This is a genomic window from Vibrio sp. D420a (assembly GCF_030248625.1).
GTDB lineage: Bacteria > Pseudomonadota > Gammaproteobacteria > Enterobacterales > Vibrionaceae > Vibrio > Vibrio fortis_A.
Map to the genome: position 1 here is coordinate 32,930 of NZ_JAHGAN010000014.1, position 20,955 is coordinate 53,884.

The window sequence follows — 20,955 nt, forward strand, 5'->3', positions numbered from 1 at the left end:
TTGATTCAGAGCCTCGTGGCTATGTATCCGAAATTAATGGGTCTTCTAGTGTTCTTACCAAGGTGAGCGGTACTGAATATCTAACCGTTCAAGCAGTGGTAAGTGACCTTTTAGGCGGGATAGGTAATCCAGCCAGTTACGATTGTTCTTGTGGGTCCAGCATCCTTCCGCTAGTGCGCTGATCCGAGGGAATACCATGTAATCCATACGCTGTTGGTGGGTAACAATTTCACACCAAAGCGCACACTGAATGCCGCGAATTCGTTTTCGAATCGGGTCAGTGTCAGAGATCTCCGCGAGTGGCTCATAGTTGTAGGCTTGTTCCAGTGGAATCACTGAAGCCCAGTCGACACCAGGCTCTTCTGGTGCAAAATCTTGTGTCATGTCGAGGTAAGTGAATTGAGCCGGTTGCAGCACCACGTCAAAGCCTTGTCGAGCACAATTGACGGCGGCTTCTTCACTTAGCCACGAGTAGATGATGGTCTCTTTGCTGACCTTGTCGCCGTGTTGTGCTTCTTCCCAGCCGACCATTTTTTTACCAAGCTGTTTGAGCTTGTTTTCAGCATAGCGGAATAGGTGACCTTGCAGCTCTTTACTGTCTTGATAACCGTGTTCTTTCATTACTGCTTGAGCTGCAGGACTGTTTGTCCAAACGCCATGTGGCACTTCATCGGCGCCCATGTGGATAAGCTTGCTTGGAAAGAGAGCAGCGACTTCTTCGATAACGATATCTAGGAACTGATAGGTGCCTTTAAGCCCTGGGTTGAGTACGTTATCGGTATAGTGCTGAATACTCTTGTATGCGGTTGTATCTTCCTGCTCAACCAACATCTCTGGTAGAGATTTGATTGCTGCTCGGCAGTGGCCTGGAATATCAATTTCTGGAATCACTGTAATGCCGCGCTTTTCGGCGTAGGCGATCACTTCGCGGATCTCTTGTTGGGTGTAATAGCCACCATAGCGCTGGGCCAGATGAGTGTATTGAGGCTCCAGTGCTTCATTAAGACCACGCCATGCGCCAATGTCGGTCAGTTGAGGCAGCTGTTTTATCTCTATGCGCCAACCTTCATCATCCGTGAGGTGCCAGTGGAAAACATTAAACTTGTATAGGGCGAGTTGGTTGATTAAACGCTTCACATCCTCTAGCGAGTGAAAGTGGCGTGCACAGTCAAGCATCATCCCGCGGTATTTAAATCTTGGTTTGTCGACGATTTTGCAGCATGGAACCGAGAAGGACTCTACGCCTTGCTGCTCAATCAGCTGAAGCAGGGTTGCGGCTGCATAGATAAAACCACTTTGGCTACCGGCTTCTGCTGTTATAGCTTCCTCTGTCACCGTGAGTTTATATTCAGCATCATCGAGTGTTGGGTTGGTTCTAAAGGTAATGGCACCCACCTCTTGCTCAGGCAGTGATAGCTCGAAATGGGTGCGCAATTCTTCTTTCAGCCACTCTCCACCATCGCTTGCCAGTGCAGAGGTGATAGCGAGCGTCGTACTTGGAGTTAGGGGGAAGGCTCCGCTTTGTGTTGTGACTGAGTTTGGTTGTGGGATCAGCGCCAATGATGCGGCATCAACCTGAGGAACTTCAGTGCGTTCGCGGTAGGGAGAGGCCAGAACAATTGGGGAAATATCTACCGGTAAGATTTGCGTTTCATCATCAGTGAGAGTTTGGATAAACGCATCGTTTAAACCGTCTGAAAGGAAACGGAATGGGGCACTTTGAATACTGAATTCAAAATAGTAGTGATTATTGGCCTTAAGCTCGCCGTCATTAGGTGTATACGTACAGTAGCTACCTACCTGAGTTAGAGTGCCTTGCGATAAGCTTTCTGGGAGAATAAAGCGATCAAAGGCAAAATGCAGCGACCATGTTTTGATGTCGGCATCACTTAAATTATGTACGGTAAGACCAAAGCGGCAGTTTTGCTTTTGTTCTGAGAGAACAGCTAAGTCAATGCGGTAATTCATATCACTTCCCTGTTAAGTCTATTAGTACAAGTTATGTTCGGGCTTGCCAGCAAACATCAGCGCACCTTCGATGGCGTCGAATTGAGGCTGTACAACCCATTGCTGAACAACGGGAGAGAGCCAAGGCAGAATACGTTCAGCGATACTACCCATTAGGCACACTTGATTGGCTCCTTTTCGGTGGAGGGCATTGATAAACATTTCGATGTCAGCTGCCGTTTGTTTGAGCATCTCAATAGCGAGCTCATCACCTTCGTTGGCGAGTTGAAAAATAACCGGGGAAAACTGACCGTAGTCCTTTGGAATGGCGGTCTTTGACCATTCAACAATATTGTCTACGTCATTATCGAAGTGGTTCATGACGTGTTGGCACAGTGATGTTTTTGGGCGAATACCGTCTTCTGCAAGCAGTACTTGCTGGATAAGTCTGAGCCCCATAACGGCACCACCGCCTTGGTCTGAAATGGGGAACTCACGACCACCAACGACGTGTTGCTCCCCATCTTTGAGCAAAATGCCACACGAACCAGTACCACCAATCATGATTGCGCCGTCTTGCCCGTTGTGCGCTCCAATACAAGCACCGTAGGCATCGGTATTCAGGGTGATTGATGCAAAAGGGTGGTCGATTGTCATGAAGTTCAACCAAGCCGATTTTTGTTCAGCACCAGCAAGTGCTAACCCAACATGCATCTTCGAAAAATCAGATTCTGTTAAACCGCCTTGTAGAGCCGCATCGCGAATTGCAGCAACGATGGACGCCATCGCAATATCAGTACCAAGAAGAATATTGGCGCTGCCGCTTTTGGCTTCTCCAATAAATTGGCCTTCAGTGTCACGGATTCGAGCTCGGCAAGAGGTGCCGCCGCCATCAATACCTACGTAGTACATGTTATTGCTCCCCCTGATTAACGGTGAAGTTAAACTGGGCCGCTGTTGCTAACAGGTACCACGCGCCATGAGGGATCCATTGCTCTCCCCAGCGCCAGTTTTGAAGCATGTCGTCTTTTTGTGCTGGTGGATTAAAGGCGATATCTTCTTCGTCTTCAAAACCTGCAGTAATGCCATTACAAATACCGCCCTTGGCATTGAAAAACCCAAGTTGTGGTAGGTAGTCTGGGTTGTTGTGGCCGTGACCATCTAGCATGCACATGTGGTAAGGGTTGAGACCTAGAATCCAGTCTAAACAGTTTTGAGACAGGGTAATCAGGCGAGCTTTGAGCTCTTCGTCTTGAATATAAGGTTGAGCGAGCAACGCCATAGTTACTAAAGAGCCTAGGCGTGCATTTTCACCCTGCCACCAATAGCCCGTCTCGTTGTTGTGAGCAACGAAGAAGGCGTCTCGTTTATCACCGTCGACTGGTTTTACATATTGTCGAGGATAGCCAAATGGGTTAGTTACTTTATCGGTGATCGCGACTTCAAATCGGCATGCTTGTTCAATGATAAGGCTCGCTGCTTGATGATGTTGAGCATCGGGTTCTTGAGCCAAGTATTCACATAGAGCGATGACAGGTAGTCCCGCTTCAGCTGCGTGGAAGTATGGGCGAGTACCATCTGTATTGGCTGACCAGAAGTGGTCAAATTCATGATCTGATTGTTGGCGTAGAGAAAGGCGTTTAGCCCAGGTCCTGGCTTCATCGAGGTATTTATAATCCTTAGTCACGCGATACAGTTCGCTGGTTGCCAACAGTGCACAATACTCATCGATGATGTTCTCTTCACCATCGTTGAGGTAGAGGAGGTTGTACTCTTTTAGGTGCCAGTAGCCTTTTTCAGCTGTCTCTAAATAGGTTTGATTAGAGTACTCTCCAGAAACTTCTAGAGCAGAAGCACTGGCTAGTGCAGCGATAGCAACTCCTGCGCCTTGACGGAAGCCAGCTTGAAAATCGTCAGATTTGATACCTTCCTGCGTCGCGTAGGCACAGATATCACGTTGGTTGATATCTTTGCTCCACTTGTCAAATACAGTCATGTAGAAGTATCCTGCTGCATCTTGCATACGCACTAAGAAGTCGGCGCCAAACAATGCCTCTTCAGTAAGGCGAATTTGAGTGAACTTTTGGAATGCTTCATGATCCTGAGCTAAACGCAGCCCTTTGAGCATGTTCCAAACCACCATCGGTATCTGTTGTGGATTTAGGTAGTTTCCATAAGAGAGATGGCTAAAGTACTTACTCACGTCACCCGATGCGTCGTACCAACCACCGTGCACATCAACATAACGCTCCGTGCCCAGCAATTGAGCTTGTTTATCTTTCTTGTCGAAAATGCCACTACAGCGCTGTGATTTGAAGTAGTGCAGAACGTCAGAGAAGGTTCTCTGCATCAGTAGGTTTTCACCAATCTCGAAAATTTCCGAACGCAGGTTTTCAAAGCGCAGATAGTAACGCCCCGGTTTGGTCACTTCACTGAAATCAATCGTGAAGTAGTTTCCTGTGTGCCAGTTTGCAACTTGGCCGTGCTTAACCACATCAAAACTATCAACGGTGACATGATTATCTGCACACACCAACAGTACGGAGGTAGAGGAAAGACGAGCCTTGTGAGTTTGCAGTATCGCTTGCTTTGGCGCGTTGGCTTCATAGCCGATGTGATTGGTGAGTAACAGCATCAAATGTCTCCGACAGTCCTAATTTCTATTGGCTAGGTACTAAATCTTTGGTTAAAAATGGTCGACGTTAAATGATCAGAGTGAAAGGTTAGGGGCAGTGCCCCCAACCAATTTTTTAGCTCTCGTGTAGGTAACAACGTACGAAGTGGTTTTCACCTAACTGAGTCACACCCGGCAGTTGCTCTTTACACTTGTCGGTTGCGTGCGTGCAGCGACCAGCAAAAGGACAGCCTGCAGACTCAGGAGTCCACAGTGGAATTTCCCCTTTGTTGCCAGCCAATTTTTCATGGATTGATTTCTTTGGATCCGGAACTGCTGATACCAAAAGCTGGGTATATGGGTGTTGTGGGTTGGCGATGACCTCATCGGTATCTCCCCATTCCACCATGTGTCCGACATACATCACTGAAAGGTCTTCCGCGATGTAGCGAGCTGTCGCAATATCGTGAGTGATGTAAAGCAGCGACATCTCTTTCTCGAACTTCATCTCTTCCATCAGGTTGAGAACACCTGCTCGGATTGATACGTCGAGCATTGAGGTTGGCTCATCAGCAAGAACTACCTCAGCACCTACTGCGATATTACGCGCCAGATTGACACGCTGACGCTGGCCGCCAGACAGTTGGTGTGGGTACTTCTGAGCCGTCTCTTTTGGTGGGATCAAACCAACTTGCTCAAGAAGATCGTATACGCGTTCTTCTTGCTCACGCTTATTGCGAGGGTCCACTTTCTTGTGAATCAGCAGTGGACGTAAAATATGGTGGAAGATGTTGTGAGTTGGGTTGAGTGAACCAAACGGGTCTTGCCATACCATTTGTACGCCTTCACGATAGGTCATCAAATCACGCTTAGACGCGATAGTTTGGATATCGCGACCTTTGTATTCGATAACGCCGTCAGTTGGCGCGTACATCTTAGCGATCATCTTCGCTGTGGTTGATTTACCTGAGCCAGATTCACCTACAACGGCGAGGCCACGGCTTTTATACATCTTGAATGACACGTCGTTGATCGCACGCATCATTGGGGTTTGAATTGTGGTACTGCTTATTGGGAAGTCTTTGACGACGTTCTTACCTTCTACCAATAGTTGACCGTAGTTTTTGCTCATAATTGTCTCCAGAATCCTTTATCGCTTTTTGCTTGCATGGCGGTTTGTCCGCCTTGTTGTATTGATGCTCTAAGAGCAGGCAAGCTAGAGCTTGGTATGTACTATTGGCTCACCATAAAGGTGGCAGTTTGAAAGATGCCCTGGCTCAATTGAGCGCAGTTTGGTTGGCACTTTCGTACAAGTTTCATGTACACGGTCACAACGAGCTTGGAAGCGACAACCTTCTGGTATTTCCAATAAGTTCAAAGGGTTACCAGGTATTCCTGCCAATTTCGTTTTTGGACCCGTCAAAGGAGGGAAGGAACTGCCCAGTCCTTTGGTGTACGGGTGATAAGGGTTTTCTAGAATATCTTGTGAGTTCGCCACCTCGATCAGTTCACCTGAGTACATGATGCCGATACGGTCAGAGAATTCGACCATCAGCGACAAGTCATGGGTAATGAACAAGATAGAGAAACCGAACTCTTCTTTTAGCGCGTGGATCTTCTGCAAGATCTCGCGTTGTACTACCACATCGAGAGCCGTGGTTGGTTCATCCATGATGATCAGCTTCGGATTCAGAGCTAATGCGATAGCAATCACCAAGCGCTGACGCATACCGCCAGAGAATTGGTGCGGGTAATCGCTAAGACGGCTAGGGTGGATATCCACGATCTCCAGCAGGCCTTCAGCTCGTTGTTTTGCTTGTTCACGAGTCATGTTGGTGTGACGCATAATCACGTCACAGAACTGCTCTTCCATTGGTAAGACAGGGTTCAACGCGTTCATCGCACTCTGGAATACCATCGACATCTCGCTCCAGCGGAATGCCTGCATACGATCATCACTGTAATCTAAGATGTTTTCACCGTTGAAGATAACCTCACCACCGGTGATAAACGCTGGCGGCTTATGAAGGCGCATCAGTGAAAACGCAACGGTTGATTTACCACAACCTGATTCTCCAGCTAGACCGAAGACTTCTCCGGGTGCAATGTCAAAGCTCACGTTGTTACAGGCGCGGACATCGCCCGCGTCTGTGATGTAATCTACGCAAAGGTTGCGGATAGAAATGAGTGGTGCTGTCATGATTATTTATCTCCGCTCCAAAGTGCATTTTGTGGTGGTAGTTCAGGCTCACGCTCTTGCTTGTCTTGTGCAGCAAGTTTCTTCCAGCGCTTCATACCTTTGTGCGAACGCAGTTGTGGGTTTGCAATCTCATCAACAGCAAAGTTCAGCAGTGCTAGGCCAGTTACAAGTAGCGTCAGTGCGATACATGGAGCTAGCAGTTCCCACCAAGCGCCAATCAGCATCGAAGAAGAGGCTTGTACGTTGTAAAGCATGATGCCCCAGCTCACGGTGTTCGGGTCCCCAAGACCAAGGAAAGAGAGCGTTGCTTCCATCATGATTGCGTACATCACAGAGCCGATGAAGCTCGCGCCAACGATAGAGATCAGGTTAGGTAGAATCTCAACGAAGATGATGCGGAAAGAAGACTCACCCAATACCTCAGCAGCTTTCACAAACTCTTTTTCACGCAGAGCCAGTGTTTGTGAGCGGATAACCCTCGCGCCCCAAGCCCAGGACATAAAGCCGATAACTAAGGTGATGGTTAATGGGCCCGCCTCACCAATAAATGCTGCGACTACAAAGAGCAATGGGTATTGTGGAATAACCAGCATGATGTTCATCGCTGCGGTAAGAATGTCGTCAACACGACCGCCGAAGTAACCTGCCGATACACCGATTACAGTAGCAAGTAGACATACCGTGATACCTGCACCGAAGCCTACTGCTAGTGATACGCGAGCACCGTGTACTACTTGAGACCAAACATCACGACCCATACGAGTTGTGCCCAGTACGTGGTCTGCTTTTTTAGACATGATCAGCGTACGACGGTCATCTGCTAGGTTTGTTGCTACCCAGCCATCAGGGTTAGATTGAGCCGATTTCACTACGAAGCTTGGGTACTCGTGCGGGTTACCCGTACGTTTGTCTGGAGCGTGCTTTGCAATTAATGGTGCAAACAGCGCCGCGAAGATGAAGACGCCAAGAATGATTACACCAGTCAGTGCCATCGGGTTGCGCCAAATGAGTTTTAGAAAGTCTTTCATGATTATTTACCACCCTTACGTAGACGAGGGTCAAGAACAACGTAAAGCATGTCAGCGACAAGGTTAAAGAACAGCATGAACAGCGTCATGATAAGCAGCTGACCTTGAAGAACTTGGTAGTCACGCGCGTTAATCGCATTGAATAGAACCGTACCAAGACCCGGGTAGTTGAAAATGATTTCGATGATGAGCTGACCACCGATTGCCATACCTAGTGACATTGAAAGTGCGGTTACACTTGGTAGTAGTGCGTTACGTGCCGCGTAGTTGAATACCACTCGGTTTTCACTTAGGCCCTTACCTTTAGCCATAGTGATGTAATCTTCTGCAAGAAGGTTGATCATGTTGTTACGCATGTTGACTAGGAAGCCACCAATTTGAACCACAGAAGCACAAAATAGAGGGAGAACAGCGTGATAAGCTGCGTCTTTAATGAATTCCCAGCTTGTCCAATCTGGCACTGTACCCGCGGTATATGCGTAGCCAGTCGGGAACCACTTAAGGCCTATTGCGAAGGTGAATAGTGCAATCATTGCGATAACCACTTGAGGTACCGCTTGTAGAATCAGCATACCTGGGGTCACGAATGCATCGTATTTACTGCCACGTTTCCAAGCGGCGAAGATGCCTAGGATAGAACCTAGCGAGAACGATAGAACAACCGCAGTGCCTGCTAGGAATAGAGACCAACCGAATGCACCGCCAAGTAGCGAGTTTACAGACAGTGGGTAGAATTGAATTGAAGTACCTAGCTCCCAACTGAGGATGTTCTTCATGTAAGCAATGTATTGTACTAATAGACCGCCATCGACAAAGCCGAGTAGCTCTTTCATTGCTGCGATACGCTCAGGGGTTACCTGAACAGAAGCGTTAGCGAACATCATGGTCACCGGGTCGCCCGGCATTGCTCGCGGAATTGCAAAGTTTAACGTCGCAGCAACTAATAGCGCGACAAAATAAAATGACAAACGTCTTAAAAAATAACCCATAACTCACACCTTACTCACCCAGATTGTTTCCCTGTTTCTGGATTCAGGTCGCTCCTAGCGAAAATTTGGAACGAGAAATCCCCTGACGACGAGCGCCATACTTTCAATTGAGAGTGTGGGGATTTTTATAAGCGGCGTAAGGGATTACGCCGCAAGGATTGAACGACTGCTTATTGAACTGGTTTTAAGTCCAGTACGTGAAGTAGACGCTCTGGAATACCAGCCCAGATGTTTGGACGACCTTTTGGATTCTCTTCGTTCCACCAACCAGTGAAGCGAGTGGTGTTGTATTGGTACATGTAAGCACCAGACATTACAGGAATCGTTACTTGGTCAGCTGCGATGATCTTCTGGATACCGTGAGCGATGTCTAGCTGTTCGTTCTTATCAGCTGTTTTGTAGAAGCTGTTTAGAAGACCGTCTAGCTTGTCGTTCTTGTAGAAGTGCATCGCGAAGCGAGGCATACCGTCACCAGATTGCAGTGAAGAGTTGTACGCGCTGTTCCAGTAAGTGTATGGATCCGCACCGTGGAAGTAGTTTGTGTAAGCTACGTCGTACGTACCTTCAAGCATTGCTTGGTTGTACACAGAGAAATCTGGTGTACGAGCTTTTGCTTTGATGCCAACTTCGTTTAGTTGTTCAACTGCAAGTTGTACTGTGTTGTTGAAGTCAGTCCAACCGTTTGGTGATTGAATCAATAGCTCGAAAGATTTGCCTGATGGCGTATCAACAAAGCCGTCTTTGTTTACGTCTTTGAAGCCAGCGTCAGCAAGAAGCTTCTTCGCGCCTTCAGCGTTGTAAGTGTTGAAGCCTTTGTACTTGTTGTGAGTCTTTTCATCAGACCAAGCTTCGAATGCATAGCCAAGGCCAGATGCGAAGTCATTCACTGTACCGCCACCGTAGAACGCGATATCGATGATAGTTTGACGGTCAAGAGCCATAGAGAATGCACGACGGAATTCAACGTTGTTTAGCGCTTCGTTCTTCGCAGCATCTGGGTGCTTGAAGTTCACAACAAATGCTTGCGTGCCCGCTGGCGGGTACCAGTAGTGGTGCTTAGGACTTGCTGCTGCGTAAGTACGGTCGATGTCTGGTACGAAAGAAGATGTCCAGTCCATTTCACCGTTAACCACTTTACCTAGGAATTGGTCGTTGTTTGCGATTTGTGGAACACGCAGACAGTCTACGTCTAGGTTGTCAGCATCCCAGTAGTTCGGGTTTTCACACTGAATGTAAAGTTGAGCTGTGAAAGTATCGATCTCAGTAAATGGACCAGAACCTACAGGGTTCTCATTGGTGAAAGTTGCTGGATCTTTGATGTCTTTCCAGATGTGCTTAGGTACTACAGGTACTTTAGCAATCTCATAAGGTACGTTTGAGTTTGCTTCTGTTAGGCGGAACTTAACTTGGTAATCGTTAAGTTTCTCTACTGAAGTTACCCAAGAGTTGATACCAGATTGGTCAAGCTCTGGCTTCTCTTTTACAAGGTTGAAAGAAAAAACAACATCATCTGCTGAGAAGGTTTCACCATCAGACCATTTAACACCCTTACGGATGTCGAACGTTACGCTCATTAGGTCGTCAGCCATTTTGAAGTTTTCAGCTAGACGGAATACAGGTGTGTTACCGTGCATTTCGTTGAAAACAACAAGTGGCTCGTATAAGAAGTCAGTCGTTGTATGTAAGTTAGTCGCACCTAGGTACGGGTTAAAGTTACGTACAAACGTTGTGTACTCTTTCGGGTGGATAGTCAGTTCGCTGCGTTCTGCAGCTGTTGCTACCGATGCAAAACCTGTCGTAGCAGTCGCAATAATTGCTGTTGCTAGTGCTGTTTTTTTTATATTGGCAAGCATAGCTGTTCCTTACTATTTGCTTTCATTTCACTAATGGATTGAATGTCATCTTTTGCTATTCGTAGATACACACTCTGTTCAAGGTCTACCTCTTTGTCATTGTTCCAAGAATCATCGCTGTTTCTATGAAGTGTTAAGAGTGGCCTGTAGACCTTTGGCACGAGTAAGAAAACACCTTATTCATGAATTAATCAAACTCGTTTCCCGTTAAAAACGTTAAAACTACAAAACGACACGTCATTAACGTCAAAAAATGTACTTTTGATTGATAAATGTACAATCGATACTTGGGTGATATGAGTCGCAGTTAATAGCGCATAGATAATTATTGTAAGTGGCCACTTACTTTTCAGGCTATTAAATTTGGTTATTTGTTGCCTTTTCTCATATTTGTAGATCTCCATCACTTCGCCAAATGACGTTAAATTTCCACAAAAAATTAAATCTGCCGTTCTGTTGTGACTCGCTTCTCAAAGTCCAACAAATAGTCAAACCAACGCCTAGTAATGTGTCAGTAACGAAGAAAAGAGCCCGATAATTAGCCTGTTTATTTCGTTTGTATAACGTTCTTTTGAGCTTGTTTTATATCTTTAAATAAGTGCTTTGTGAAGTCATTTAAGCGCTATAGAAGTGATAGGTGCCTAGTGTATTAAAGCCTCTTAAATCGGCTACTGTGAATGGCCTTGAGCGCACAATATGACGATAGAACGATTCCTAAGGGAATTAGGGAATTCAGACTTGGATAAATGAATTCAGGTTGATGAGAAGGCGTAGATGCTGAGGCATTAAAAAGCCCGCTGGTGTCAGCGGGCTAGGGTAGTAAAGCAAATAGTAAGCACTAGCCTAACTAGTGAGGAGCTTTTGTAGTTTATCTCTGAGCATTTCAATGTGAGTCCTTTCCGGTGTTTGCTCTTTACAGTGCTCCAGAATAAATTCAAGAGAGCTCAGTACTGTGCGCCAGCGAGGCGTCTTAGGCAGAGTTTCTACACGTAAGTACTTATCTAGTGTTCGAGTTTGCAAGGTACTTCTATCGAGATAGACACGCCATAAGCCACTCTTTTCAGCGAAGGCAAACTTAGTCTCTCCTGTGACCGACTCCCAATAAACAAGGGCGTTAGTCATAGCTTCAACAAGCACCTCTCGCATTAACTCTTGTTTATTCTTACCTTCACCAGCGGCCTTGTCAGCAAGGCGAGTGAATTCGCCGCCTAGCTCTTTCAGTTGTTGTAGCTTGTCTTTGTCCCCTTCAAAGGCATAACTCGACAGCGCTTCTACGGCCGTTTCTAGGTTGTTGATACGATTTGAGTTTACTGCGCCGCCAACGTTGAAAATATACATAGTGTCTAATCCAGAGCCTTCAGGTAGTTTGAGAATATCACTTGAAACTCGTTGGCGAGTATCACTGATGTAGACATCAATCTCGCCACAGTAGTGCGCTTGGTCTACGCGTAAATACTTCGGTGCAATGATTTCATCAGCCATAGAACGCTTGAGTTGTTCTTGGCTGCGTCTAAATAGCTTAGCGGCTGCCTCGTTGGCAAAGCGAATGCGTTGATCATCGCGAATGCAGATAATTGCTTCAGGCGCTGATTCTAATTGCTCAAGCAGACGGCCTTGGGTTTCAAGCAGGTTGGCTTCTACCATTGCTCTATGCTTCAACTCTTGCTGCAGCTGGTCGTTCTCTATGCGTCGCTGCTCTGCCTTACTTGCTGATAGATGCGCTGTGATTCGGGCTGCTAGCTCTTGCTTATTGAACGGCTTAGACAGGTAATCGTTGGCTCCAACCTCAAAGCCTCGAACGCGGTCTTCAGGTTGGTTTAGCGCGGTCAGCATAATGATTGGTAATTGTGCGTGGTCATACTGCTTTCTTAGTGTTTCGCACACTTGGTAGCCGCTCATACCGGGCATCATGATGTCGAGCAGTAGCAGCTCTGGTTTCTCTTTTTCAATTAATTCAATGGTCTCAGGACCATCGCAAGCCGTACGGACGCGATAACCCTCTAGCTTCAAGAAGCTATCAAGTACACGTAGGTTAACCGGTTCGTCATCGGCAATCACAAGTAGCGGGCCATCTGGGTCTTCGTGAATCTCACTATTATCTTGCTGGCCGCTCTCTAGTACCTCTGGCGCTTGGAAGTGCGAGTAATTGCTAGACTCGTTGTAATGCTCAAGCTCTTCCGGTGTTGCTAGTGGTAGCGTGAAACTGAATGTCGTTCCCACCATTGTTTGACTGCTGACGTAGAGTGAGCCACCCATTAATTCAATCAATTGACGGCTGATCGATAATCCAAGCCCTGCACCTTGTCGATATGAACTTGCGTCTTGCCCTGCTTGAATAAGTGGTTCAAAGATATGTTCTAAATGCTCTGCTGGGATGCCTTGGCCAGTATCGACCACTTGTACTCGGATATTGTCGTCAATTACGCTCGCAGAGATGACGATCTTACCCTCAGAGGTGTACTTAATGGCATTGCCTACCAAGTTATACATTACCTGCTCTAGGCGTTGCGGGTCGGAGGATACAAGACCTAAATCCGCTGGAACTTGGTTGATGATACGAATCGGTTTACTGCCAAGCAGGTGGTGCGATAGCTCAAGCACCAAACTGGTCGCTGCAGATAGGTCAACCGCTGACTTTTTGATGTCTAAGCTGCCATAACGCATTTTGTGATAATCCAGCAGGTCATCAACCAGAGTTGCGAGGCGCTGGCCACTGTTTATGATGATATCCAGTTGGTATTTTTGATTTGCTGGAATAGGACCATTCGCGCCAGAGATCAATGCCTCAGCAATACCTACCATGCCGTGCAAAGGAGTACGCAGCTCATGTGAGGTTGTGGCTAGGAATTCATCTTTGAGCTTGTTGGCGAGTTGCAACTCTTCATTCTGTTTTTGGATGGTCTTGAGGTTATCTTCAAGCTCTTCATTTTGCGACTTGATAAGCCCCATCTTTTCACGAATGGAGCGCTGCATACGCTCAAAGCTGACTGCCAGGCGTCCTATTTCATCTTTTCGCTCGGTATTGATCATCGCTTCATCGAGATCGCCTGCCGATACCTTCTCAGCAGCCCAAGTGAGCTTAAGCAGCGGTGAAGTAATGAAGTTGGATAGGTAATGAGATGCGACAAATACCAGCACTATTGCCGTCAGCATTACGATCACGAAGATTTTTTCCAGTTGGTGGATTCGAGCAAAGGCTTCTTTTTCTGGTAGTTCAACCACCAGCGCCCAGTTTGCGTAATCCAACTCGATAGGTGCGTATGCGGCAATGATCGCTTGATCTGAACTGTTGTTAAAGGTGCCAACCGCAGTTTCACCAGCTAATGCTTTATCAATGACTTCGAGACTGAGGTCGATGGCTCGCTGACTGTGCGCCAAGCTTCTTGGAAGGTGATCGCTACCAACGAGTAGGGTCTGCATGTTCGAGCTCTTATTGAGATCCGCAATCAGCTTGGTGATGCCATTGATTGGTAGTCTGAACATCGCGTAGCTATGTAGGTAGCCCTGTTGAACAATCGGTGCGCCTAGCCATGCGCTCTGTTTGCCGTTTTCATCAAGGAAGTCAGAGACGATTACTGGGGTGTAGTCTTCATTGGTTTTGCGCTTTTCTGTTACGTCTTTTGCTAGCTTCTGGAACGTCAGGCCAAGGTTTGAGTCTTTGTATTTACCAGTGAGCAGGTTAGTGCCGTAGTTGTCTTGTTTAAACACTGAGTAAGCGACGTTACCGTTGATATCAACCAGGAGGATATCGTCAAAATCGGCACGTTTAATCAGTTCTAGATAGGCGTTGTGGTAGCGCTTGTGAAGTAGGCGATAACGCTCACTGCCAACGTAGCTGCTCGATTCAGGCAAAATTGACGTTTTTACCTCGTTGCCAGAACCTTGAATATAACGTTGTTGCGCATTGCTACGTGCTTCTTCAATGTCCAAGCCGAGGCGTTGAAAGGCATTGATAAGACCGTAAAAACGCCCGCCACTGGCGATAGCCAATTCTGAACGAACAAAGCCAATCACTTGCGACTCTTGAGCTTGCAGGTAATCAATGATCTGTTGCTGTTTGGTATCACGCACAGACACCAAGTGAGAAGTACTCTGCTCTTGCAGATCTTGGCTATGAGATTGAAGGAAAAAGACAGCAATAAGAGTAACAGGGGTCAGACTTAACACGAGAAACGCTAGCATGAGCGTACTTTGAAGGCGCTTAAACTTCTGCTTTCGATAGAATCTAAACATAAATTAGGTACTACTTTCCTTGAATGTACTTCTGAAAATGTTTGAAATTTGAGTACAAAGAATAGATTGAGTGGTTTCTAATTTAACGAAATTAACGAGTTTTTTTACTTTGACAAGTAAGTGCTATTTAAAGCGTGTGCAGTCGCGCAAATTTATTAAATTTTGCTAGCAATATGAGCAAAAAGTGCAGGGATTGTCCTGCACTTTGTAGAGGTAGGTTATTTCGCTGCGTGATAGATAGCGAATTTTGTGGTCTTATTTAGAGTCGCGCATTTACCAAAAGCTTGCTCAATAATTGGTGGGTATTTGAGGAAGCTGTTAGCCACAATAATCATTTCACCTTGAGCGTTCAGGTAGCTCGGTGCATCGGCCAATAGGGTCTCTGTCGCACTGTAGCTAGTGTCTAGACCTGAGTGGAAAGGAGGGTTGCTGATGATGAAACGGTAATCTTTTGATGTATCTGAGTAGACATCGGAAGCGAATACTTTACCCGTCAGTCCATTAGCTGCCAGTGTCGCTTTAGTTGATTCCACGGCAAAGGCGCTAATGTCGCACATCTCTAGCTCGATCTCAGGGTTACGTGAAGCCATCACAGCACCAAGCACACCAGCACCACAACCAAAATCGAGCACCTTACCGTTTAGGCTTGGTAGCGTATCGAGCAGTAATTTACTGCCGATATCAAACTCACCGTGGCTGAATACACCAGGCAGGCTCTTAACTGTAAGTGATTGCTCACCAATGTTCACCGAATAGGTTTTAAACCACTCTTGAAGATTGAACGCTGGAGCCTGCTCTAGGCATTGACCCCAATAGAAAGAACAGCGACGCGCTGAGTCATATTTAACAACATTACCGTAAGGCTTAAACATCTTCTCGATGCTCTTCACACCGGAGCGGTTTTCACCAACAACTACAATTTCAGTATCTTTACCCAGTTTTGCCATCAACATTGCGAGCAAGAATTCCGCTTCAGCTTTGGCTTTTGGCCAATAAAGTAGAACGAGATCTGCTTGAGTCTCTTCGGTGAACTCAGCGCCATAGAAACGTTGAATGGTATTGCAGTTTTCTAGCTGACGGTAATAGCTGTAGTTAGAGGTAAATACTGATACAGACTCACAGTGTTTAGCTAATTCAACAGGAAATAGGTCTTCAGCCTCACCTGCAACCAGAACATGTTTACCTTCAAAGTAGGCGAGTTGGCGTTGAGCAATTTGGCTTGGGGCGATATAGGCAGACATAGGGACTCTCTGTTGAATCGTTAGCTAAAAATAGGGGCGGATTTTCGCATAATCCGCCCCAAGCTTGAAGTTTTAATCGTCGTTAAGTCGATTATGTGTTGTCTTGTCGATTAAGGAAATCTTTAAACTCTTCATCGTAGATATTGAACAGTACGATAGTAATCGCAAAGATCAGTGGGCCGTAGATCAGACCGATGAGACCGAACAGTTGGATACCACCTAATAGCGAGAAGAAGATCATCAAGGTATTCATACCTGCGCTACCTTGCATCAGGAGTGGGCGGAGCAGGTTATCAATCGAGCCAACCACCGCAACACAGTAAACTGTGAGGAAGATAGCCCATGTAGTATCACCGGTTAGGAATAAGTAGATTGCTGCAGGAACCCAAATCAGTGCTGTACCAACGACCGGAATGAATGAAGCAAAGCCCATCATGGTGCCCCAGAAAAGCCCCGGGAAGCCTGCAATCCACATACCTAAACCACCAGCAAAACCTTGTGCAATTGCGGTTAAGAATGAGCCCATAACAGCGGATTTAGAAACCTGTTCGATCTCTGCCAGTAGCTTGTCTTCTTGGCTGCGAGACAGAGGCAATATGTGGCGAACAACACTGATGATTTTGTCATGGTCGCGCAGCAGGAAGAACAGCACGAACAGCATCAAGAAGAAGTCCATTAGGAAGTTGGTCGCATCACCTAAGATCTTGGCACTGATCCCAACCAATTTGGAGCCAAAGCTAGTAGCGAATTCACCGACTTTCTGCGCAATTGCTTGTGGTTCAATGTTATCAAACGGCAGGTAGTCATTAATGAAGGCGAGCGCTTTAACCACCAAAGGATGTTCAAACAGGGTTTGGATACCACCGTGCGTGACCCATTTATAAGTGTTTTGCGAGAACAGTGAGCCTTGCTGAACAATTGCAGCAAAGACGGCGAGCAAAGGGATCACAATGATGAATGTGAGAATAATGCACGAGAGCAGAGAGACCAGATTGGCTTTATTAGGAAGTTTTTTCTCAAGCCATTCATGGATTGGAAACATCAATAGCGAGATGATGAACGCCATCACGATCGAGTTGACGTAAGGTTCAATCAATAAATAACAGGCATACGCCGCCGCAAGTAGGGCAACAATAATCACCCAATGACTTGAGTTAATTTTGATCTTTTCTGACACGGTAGTGGTCTCTATGTTTGCGAACTCAGTTTATAATGGCTGCAAAACAGAGAGTTAGCAATGAGGAGTTTTCATTATGGGGTGTTGTAATAACGACAAAAAATGCCAAGAGAATGAGCAGCAAGCTAAAAAAGAGATCCCGTGGTTTCGAATGTTGCTGGGCACTTTAATGCTACTGGTGTTTTTATTCTGGGAGCGTTAATTGGAAGTCGCAAAGAGGTGAGAACTATTTTGTGACTCTCGGTTTGCTTGAAAAAGAAAAGGCTGCACAAAGCAGCCTTTATAAACAATGTGTTAAAGCTAAATAGCCTTATTCTGCAGCAATGATTGCAAAACAGCGGTCAGCAGCTTCTAGTGTTGCGTCAATCTCTTTTGAACCGTGAGCTAGTGATGTGAAGCTTGCTTCGAACGCTGAAGGAGCTAGGTAAACACCGTGATCCAGCATTAGGTGGAAGAAGCGCTTGAAGCGTTCTACATCACACTTAGTTACATCTTCGTAGCAAGTCACCGTTTCTTGTTCAGTGAAGAAGAAACCAAACATACCGCCAACTTGGTGAACCAGTAGTGGAATGCCGTGCTTGTCAGCAAGGTGCTTGAAGCCATCAGCCAGTTGCTTAGTTTTTGCCGCTAGTCGCTTCTCGTTACCTTCTTCACGTAGAAGGTTCAAACATGCGTAACCTGCCGCCATTGCCACTGGGTTACCTGATAGAGTACCTGCTTGGTATACTGGACCTGTTGGTGCGATGTATTGCATCACTTCTTTACGACCACCAAAAGCACCCACTGGCATACCGCCACCAATCACTTTACCAAGACACGTTAGGTCTGGCTTGATGTTGTAGTAAGCTTGCGCACAGCCTTCAGCAACACGGAAACCTGTCATTACTTCATCAAAGATCAGTAGTGCGCCTTCTTGGTCACAGATTTCACGTAGACCTTCGTGGAAGCCTTCAACTGGTGGGATACAGTTCATGTTGCCCGCTACAGGTTCAACGATGATACAAGCGATCTCACCTTTGTTTGCTTCAAACAGCTCACGAACAGAGTCTAGGTTGTTGAATGTCGCTGTTAGCGTGTGCTTAGCAAAATCTGCTGGCACGCCTGGAGAGCTTGGTTGGCCTAGAGTCAGAGCACCAGAACCAGCTTTTACAAGTAGGCTGTCTGCGTGGCCGTGGTAGCAGCCTTCAAACTTAAGAATTTTGTCACGACCTGTGAAACCACGAGCAAGACGAATCGCACTCATCGTTGCTTCAGTACCTGAGCTAACCATACGTAGTTGTTCCATTGAAGGAACCATCTCAGATACAAGCTCAGCCATTTTGATTTCAGTTTCCGTTGGAGCACCGAAACTAAGACCACGTTGAGCCGCTTCGATAACTGCATCACGGATAACAGCATGGTTGTGACCTAAGATCATTGGGCCCCAAGAACCAACGTAGTCGATATATGCTTTACCATCAGCATCAAAAATTAGCGGGCCATCAGCGCGCTCGATGAAGATTGGAGAACCACCTACACCGTTGAATGCACGTACAGGAGAGTTAACGCCACCCGGAATAGTTTGCTGTGCTTTTTCGTACAGCTCTGCTGATTTGGTCATTGATATATCCTCTTTTGACTGTCGGGACCAATTGGCTCGCATTGTACCTATCCATAAACCAACTAGGAATGGTTTCGCTGAGATAATCGCCCGAATCTGGTGGTTTTGAGGGGTTAAGCGGCTAATTTATTTTTATTTGATGAGTTTTTAGCAGGAAAAACGGCGATCAGATGGTGAATACTTGAACGTTTCAGTCAGGTATTGGATAATCACCGGAATAGAAAAATATATTCAACAACTATGATCTCGAACTCGATTTGTATCATGTTGTTTTTGACACAGGTAAGAGAGGTTGTCGTGAGCGAAGCAAATATCCCATTGTCTTTTTCTGATGCAGCAGCTACCCGCGTACAAACGCTGATTGCTGAAGAAGAAAACCCAGATCTAAAACTGCGTGTATACATTACAGGTGGTGGTTGTAGCGGTTTCCAATACGGCTTCACATTCGATGAAAAAGTAAATGATGGTGACATGACTATTGAAAATAGTGGTGTAACGCTAGTGGTTGACCCAATGAGCCTTCAGTACCTGATTGGCGGTGTTGTGGATTACACAGAAGGCCTGGAGGGCGCACGCTTCTTTGTAAACAACCCAAATGCAACAACAACTTGTGGTTGTGGTGCATCATTCAGCGTGTAAAAGCTGACAAAAACGTATTGTTATATAGAAGCGCTGAACTTAGGTTCGGCGTTTTTTTTTGTATTTTTATCTTAGTGCTTGGCACATTGACCCAATATTTAGAGGAGAGGGATTCTCGGGTTTTAGGCTAAGTTTTTGTCTTTAAAAGAATTAGCTTTGTTTTCTATTGAACGACATGTTGAATAAAGTGTCGTGCTCATCGAATTTTACCTTTTGTGGGTCTGTTATGGTTGGAGATGTGTATCAGGAAGTTGCACATGCTGACGTGAGTTCGGTTTCTCTCTCAATCATCAGGTTATGAATAGTAAAAGGACGTGTTATGCCTAGCCGCTTCGCCCGTATTGGGTTTTCCTCTTGGTCAAAGCAACCTTGGTTGGTATCCCTCTTCTTGGTGGTATTGTTATCTGTATGGTTGGGATTAGGCGTTGGGCAGGCCGAAGAGCCAACTTCCTCAGCGAGTACAGAAGTCCCTCTCGCAAAAGTCTCCTTTCAAACCTTTGACGCTTCACCTACATACAAGGTTATTGATTTATATGGCAGAACAGCACCTGATCGGCATGCGCGCTTAGGTGCAGAGATTGCTGGAAAAATCGTAACACTCAATATTGCGAAAGGTGATGCGGTCGAAGCAGGTCAAGCGATCGCGCAGATTGACAAAGCCGATTTAGGTATTCAATTAGAGCGAGCTTCAGCACTGTATCGCTTGAAGCAGAAAGAGTTTAAGGCTGCGCAATCTCTGAAAAAGCGTGGTCTGCAAGGTGAGATTGCTTATACCACCGCAGAAGCCGCACTGACCGAAGCAAAAGCTATGAAGAGTAATGCGGAGCTAGCGCTGCGTAATACGGTGATTCGTTCTCCTTTCTCTGGCATTGTGCAGGAGTTACACGTTGAAGTCGGAGACTTCGTTGGGGTCGGCGATCCAGTTGCTGGAGTCATTGACCTCGATCCACTGGTGATTGAAGCGGATGTGAGTGAACGTCACATTCAACAACTGCAGTTAGGCCAAGCGGCTAAGGTTCGTTTGTTAGGCCATCAAAGTGTTGAAGGCAAGCTTCGTTACATCTCGCGTATATCGACAGCGTCGACCAATACATTCCCAATTGAGATTGAAATCCCAAACCCGCAGCGCAGTTTGCCAGCTGGCGTCAGTGCTGAGGTTTCTCTGAATCTAGAAAGCCAGCAAGCGATCAAAGTGACGCCTGCGATGTTGGCTTTAGATGAGGCTGGCAACCTTGGCGTGAAAACCTTAGTGCCATCTGGTGATGACAAGGTCGTAAAGTTTGTTCCGATTCAGTTAGTGAAAGCAGAACAAGATGGAGTTTGGCTTGCTGGACTTGGTGAGACAGTGGATATCATCACCGTTGGACAAGGTTTTGTACGCGATGGTGATAGCGTGATTGCCACAGAGCAACCAACAGTAGCGAACTAGGAGAG

Annotated in this window: 14 protein-coding genes; 2 read left to right on the forward strand and 12 right to left on the reverse strand. The window is 46.3% G+C overall.

Annotation, left to right across the window (positions count from 1 at the left end; all coding sequences use genetic code 11):
• Positions 1-54 precede the first annotated feature (54 nt).
• The 12 genes from KI743_RS11275 to hemL form a co-directional block, all read right to left on the reverse strand.
• Positions 55-1,968, reverse strand: coding sequence for a beta-N-acetylhexosaminidase (locus KI743_RS11275; protein WP_285466463.1), 1,914 nt, complete (start codon positions 1,966-1,968; stop codon positions 55-57).
• Between the two features lie 21 nt (positions 1,969-1,989).
• Positions 1,990-2,859 (reverse strand): N-acetylglucosamine kinase, encoded by an 870-nt coding sequence (locus KI743_RS11280; protein WP_285466464.1) that lies wholly within the window; start codon positions 2,857-2,859, stop codon positions 1,990-1,992.
• A 1-nt stretch (position 2,860) separates the two neighbouring features.
• Entirely contained in the window at positions 2,861-4,582 is a 1,722-nt protein-coding gene (locus KI743_RS11285) for a glycoside hydrolase family 9 protein (RefSeq protein ID WP_285466465.1), read from the reverse strand.
• A gap of 115 nt (positions 4,583-4,697) precedes the next feature.
• On the reverse strand, positions 4,698-5,693 hold the full coding sequence (locus KI743_RS11290) for an ABC transporter ATP-binding protein (RefSeq protein ID WP_150869238.1): 996 nt from the start codon (positions 5,691-5,693) through the stop codon (positions 4,698-4,700).
• 84 nt (positions 5,694-5,777) lie between these two features.
• Positions 5,778-6,761, reverse strand: coding sequence for an ABC transporter ATP-binding protein (locus tag KI743_RS11295; RefSeq protein ID WP_150869237.1), 984 nt, complete (start codon positions 6,759-6,761; stop codon positions 5,778-5,780).
• Between the two features lie 2 nt (positions 6,762-6,763).
• Complete coding sequence (locus KI743_RS11300; RefSeq protein ID WP_150869236.1) at positions 6,764-7,789, reverse strand: ABC transporter permease; 1,026 nt, start codon at positions 7,787-7,789, stop codon at positions 6,764-6,766.
• A gap of 2 nt (positions 7,790-7,791) precedes the next feature.
• Positions 7,792-8,778: an ABC transporter permease gene (locus KI743_RS11305; RefSeq protein ID WP_032551522.1), complete on the reverse strand. Its 987-nt coding sequence runs from the start codon at positions 8,776-8,778 to the stop codon at positions 7,792-7,794.
• A gap of 170 nt (positions 8,779-8,948) precedes the next feature.
• Complete coding sequence (locus tag KI743_RS11310; RefSeq protein ID WP_150869235.1) at positions 8,949-10,631, reverse strand: ABC transporter substrate-binding protein; 1,683 nt, start codon at positions 10,629-10,631, stop codon at positions 8,949-8,951.
• Between the two features lie 843 nt (positions 10,632-11,474).
• Complete coding sequence (locus tag KI743_RS11315; RefSeq protein ID WP_285466468.1) at positions 11,475-14,864, reverse strand: response regulator; 3,390 nt, start codon at positions 14,862-14,864, stop codon at positions 11,475-11,477.
• A 218-nt stretch (positions 14,865-15,082) separates the two neighbouring features.
• Positions 15,083-16,105, reverse strand: a complete 1,023-nt coding sequence (gene rsmC / locus KI743_RS11320) for a 16S rRNA (guanine(1207)-N(2))-methyltransferase RsmC (protein ID WP_150893531.1) — start codon at positions 16,103-16,105, stop codon at positions 15,083-15,085.
• Positions 16,106-16,196: 91 nt separating this feature from the next.
• Complete coding sequence (locus KI743_RS11325) at positions 16,197-17,282, reverse strand: AI-2E family transporter (RefSeq protein WP_150893533.1); 1,086 nt, start codon at positions 17,280-17,282, stop codon at positions 16,197-16,199.
• Positions 17,283-17,592: 310 nt separating this feature from the next.
• Positions 17,593-18,882: a glutamate-1-semialdehyde 2,1-aminomutase gene (hemL, locus tag KI743_RS11330; protein WP_150893535.1), complete on the reverse strand. Its 1,290-nt coding sequence runs from the start codon at positions 18,880-18,882 to the stop codon at positions 17,593-17,595.
• A 297-nt stretch (positions 18,883-19,179) separates the two neighbouring features.
• On the opposite strand from hemL, the gene erpA reads away from it, so the two are divergent.
• Positions 19,180-19,521 carry an iron-sulfur cluster insertion protein ErpA gene (erpA, locus tag KI743_RS11335; RefSeq protein WP_032551754.1) on the forward strand — a complete coding sequence of 114 codons (342 nt, stop codon included), beginning with the start codon at positions 19,180-19,182 and terminating at the stop codon, positions 19,519-19,521.
• A 319-nt stretch (positions 19,522-19,840) separates the two neighbouring features.
• Positions 19,841-20,950: an efflux RND transporter periplasmic adaptor subunit gene (locus KI743_RS11340; protein WP_285466470.1), complete on the forward strand. Its 1,110-nt coding sequence runs from the start codon at positions 19,841-19,843 to the stop codon at positions 20,948-20,950.
• The last annotated feature ends 5 nt before the right edge of the window (positions 20,951-20,955 follow it).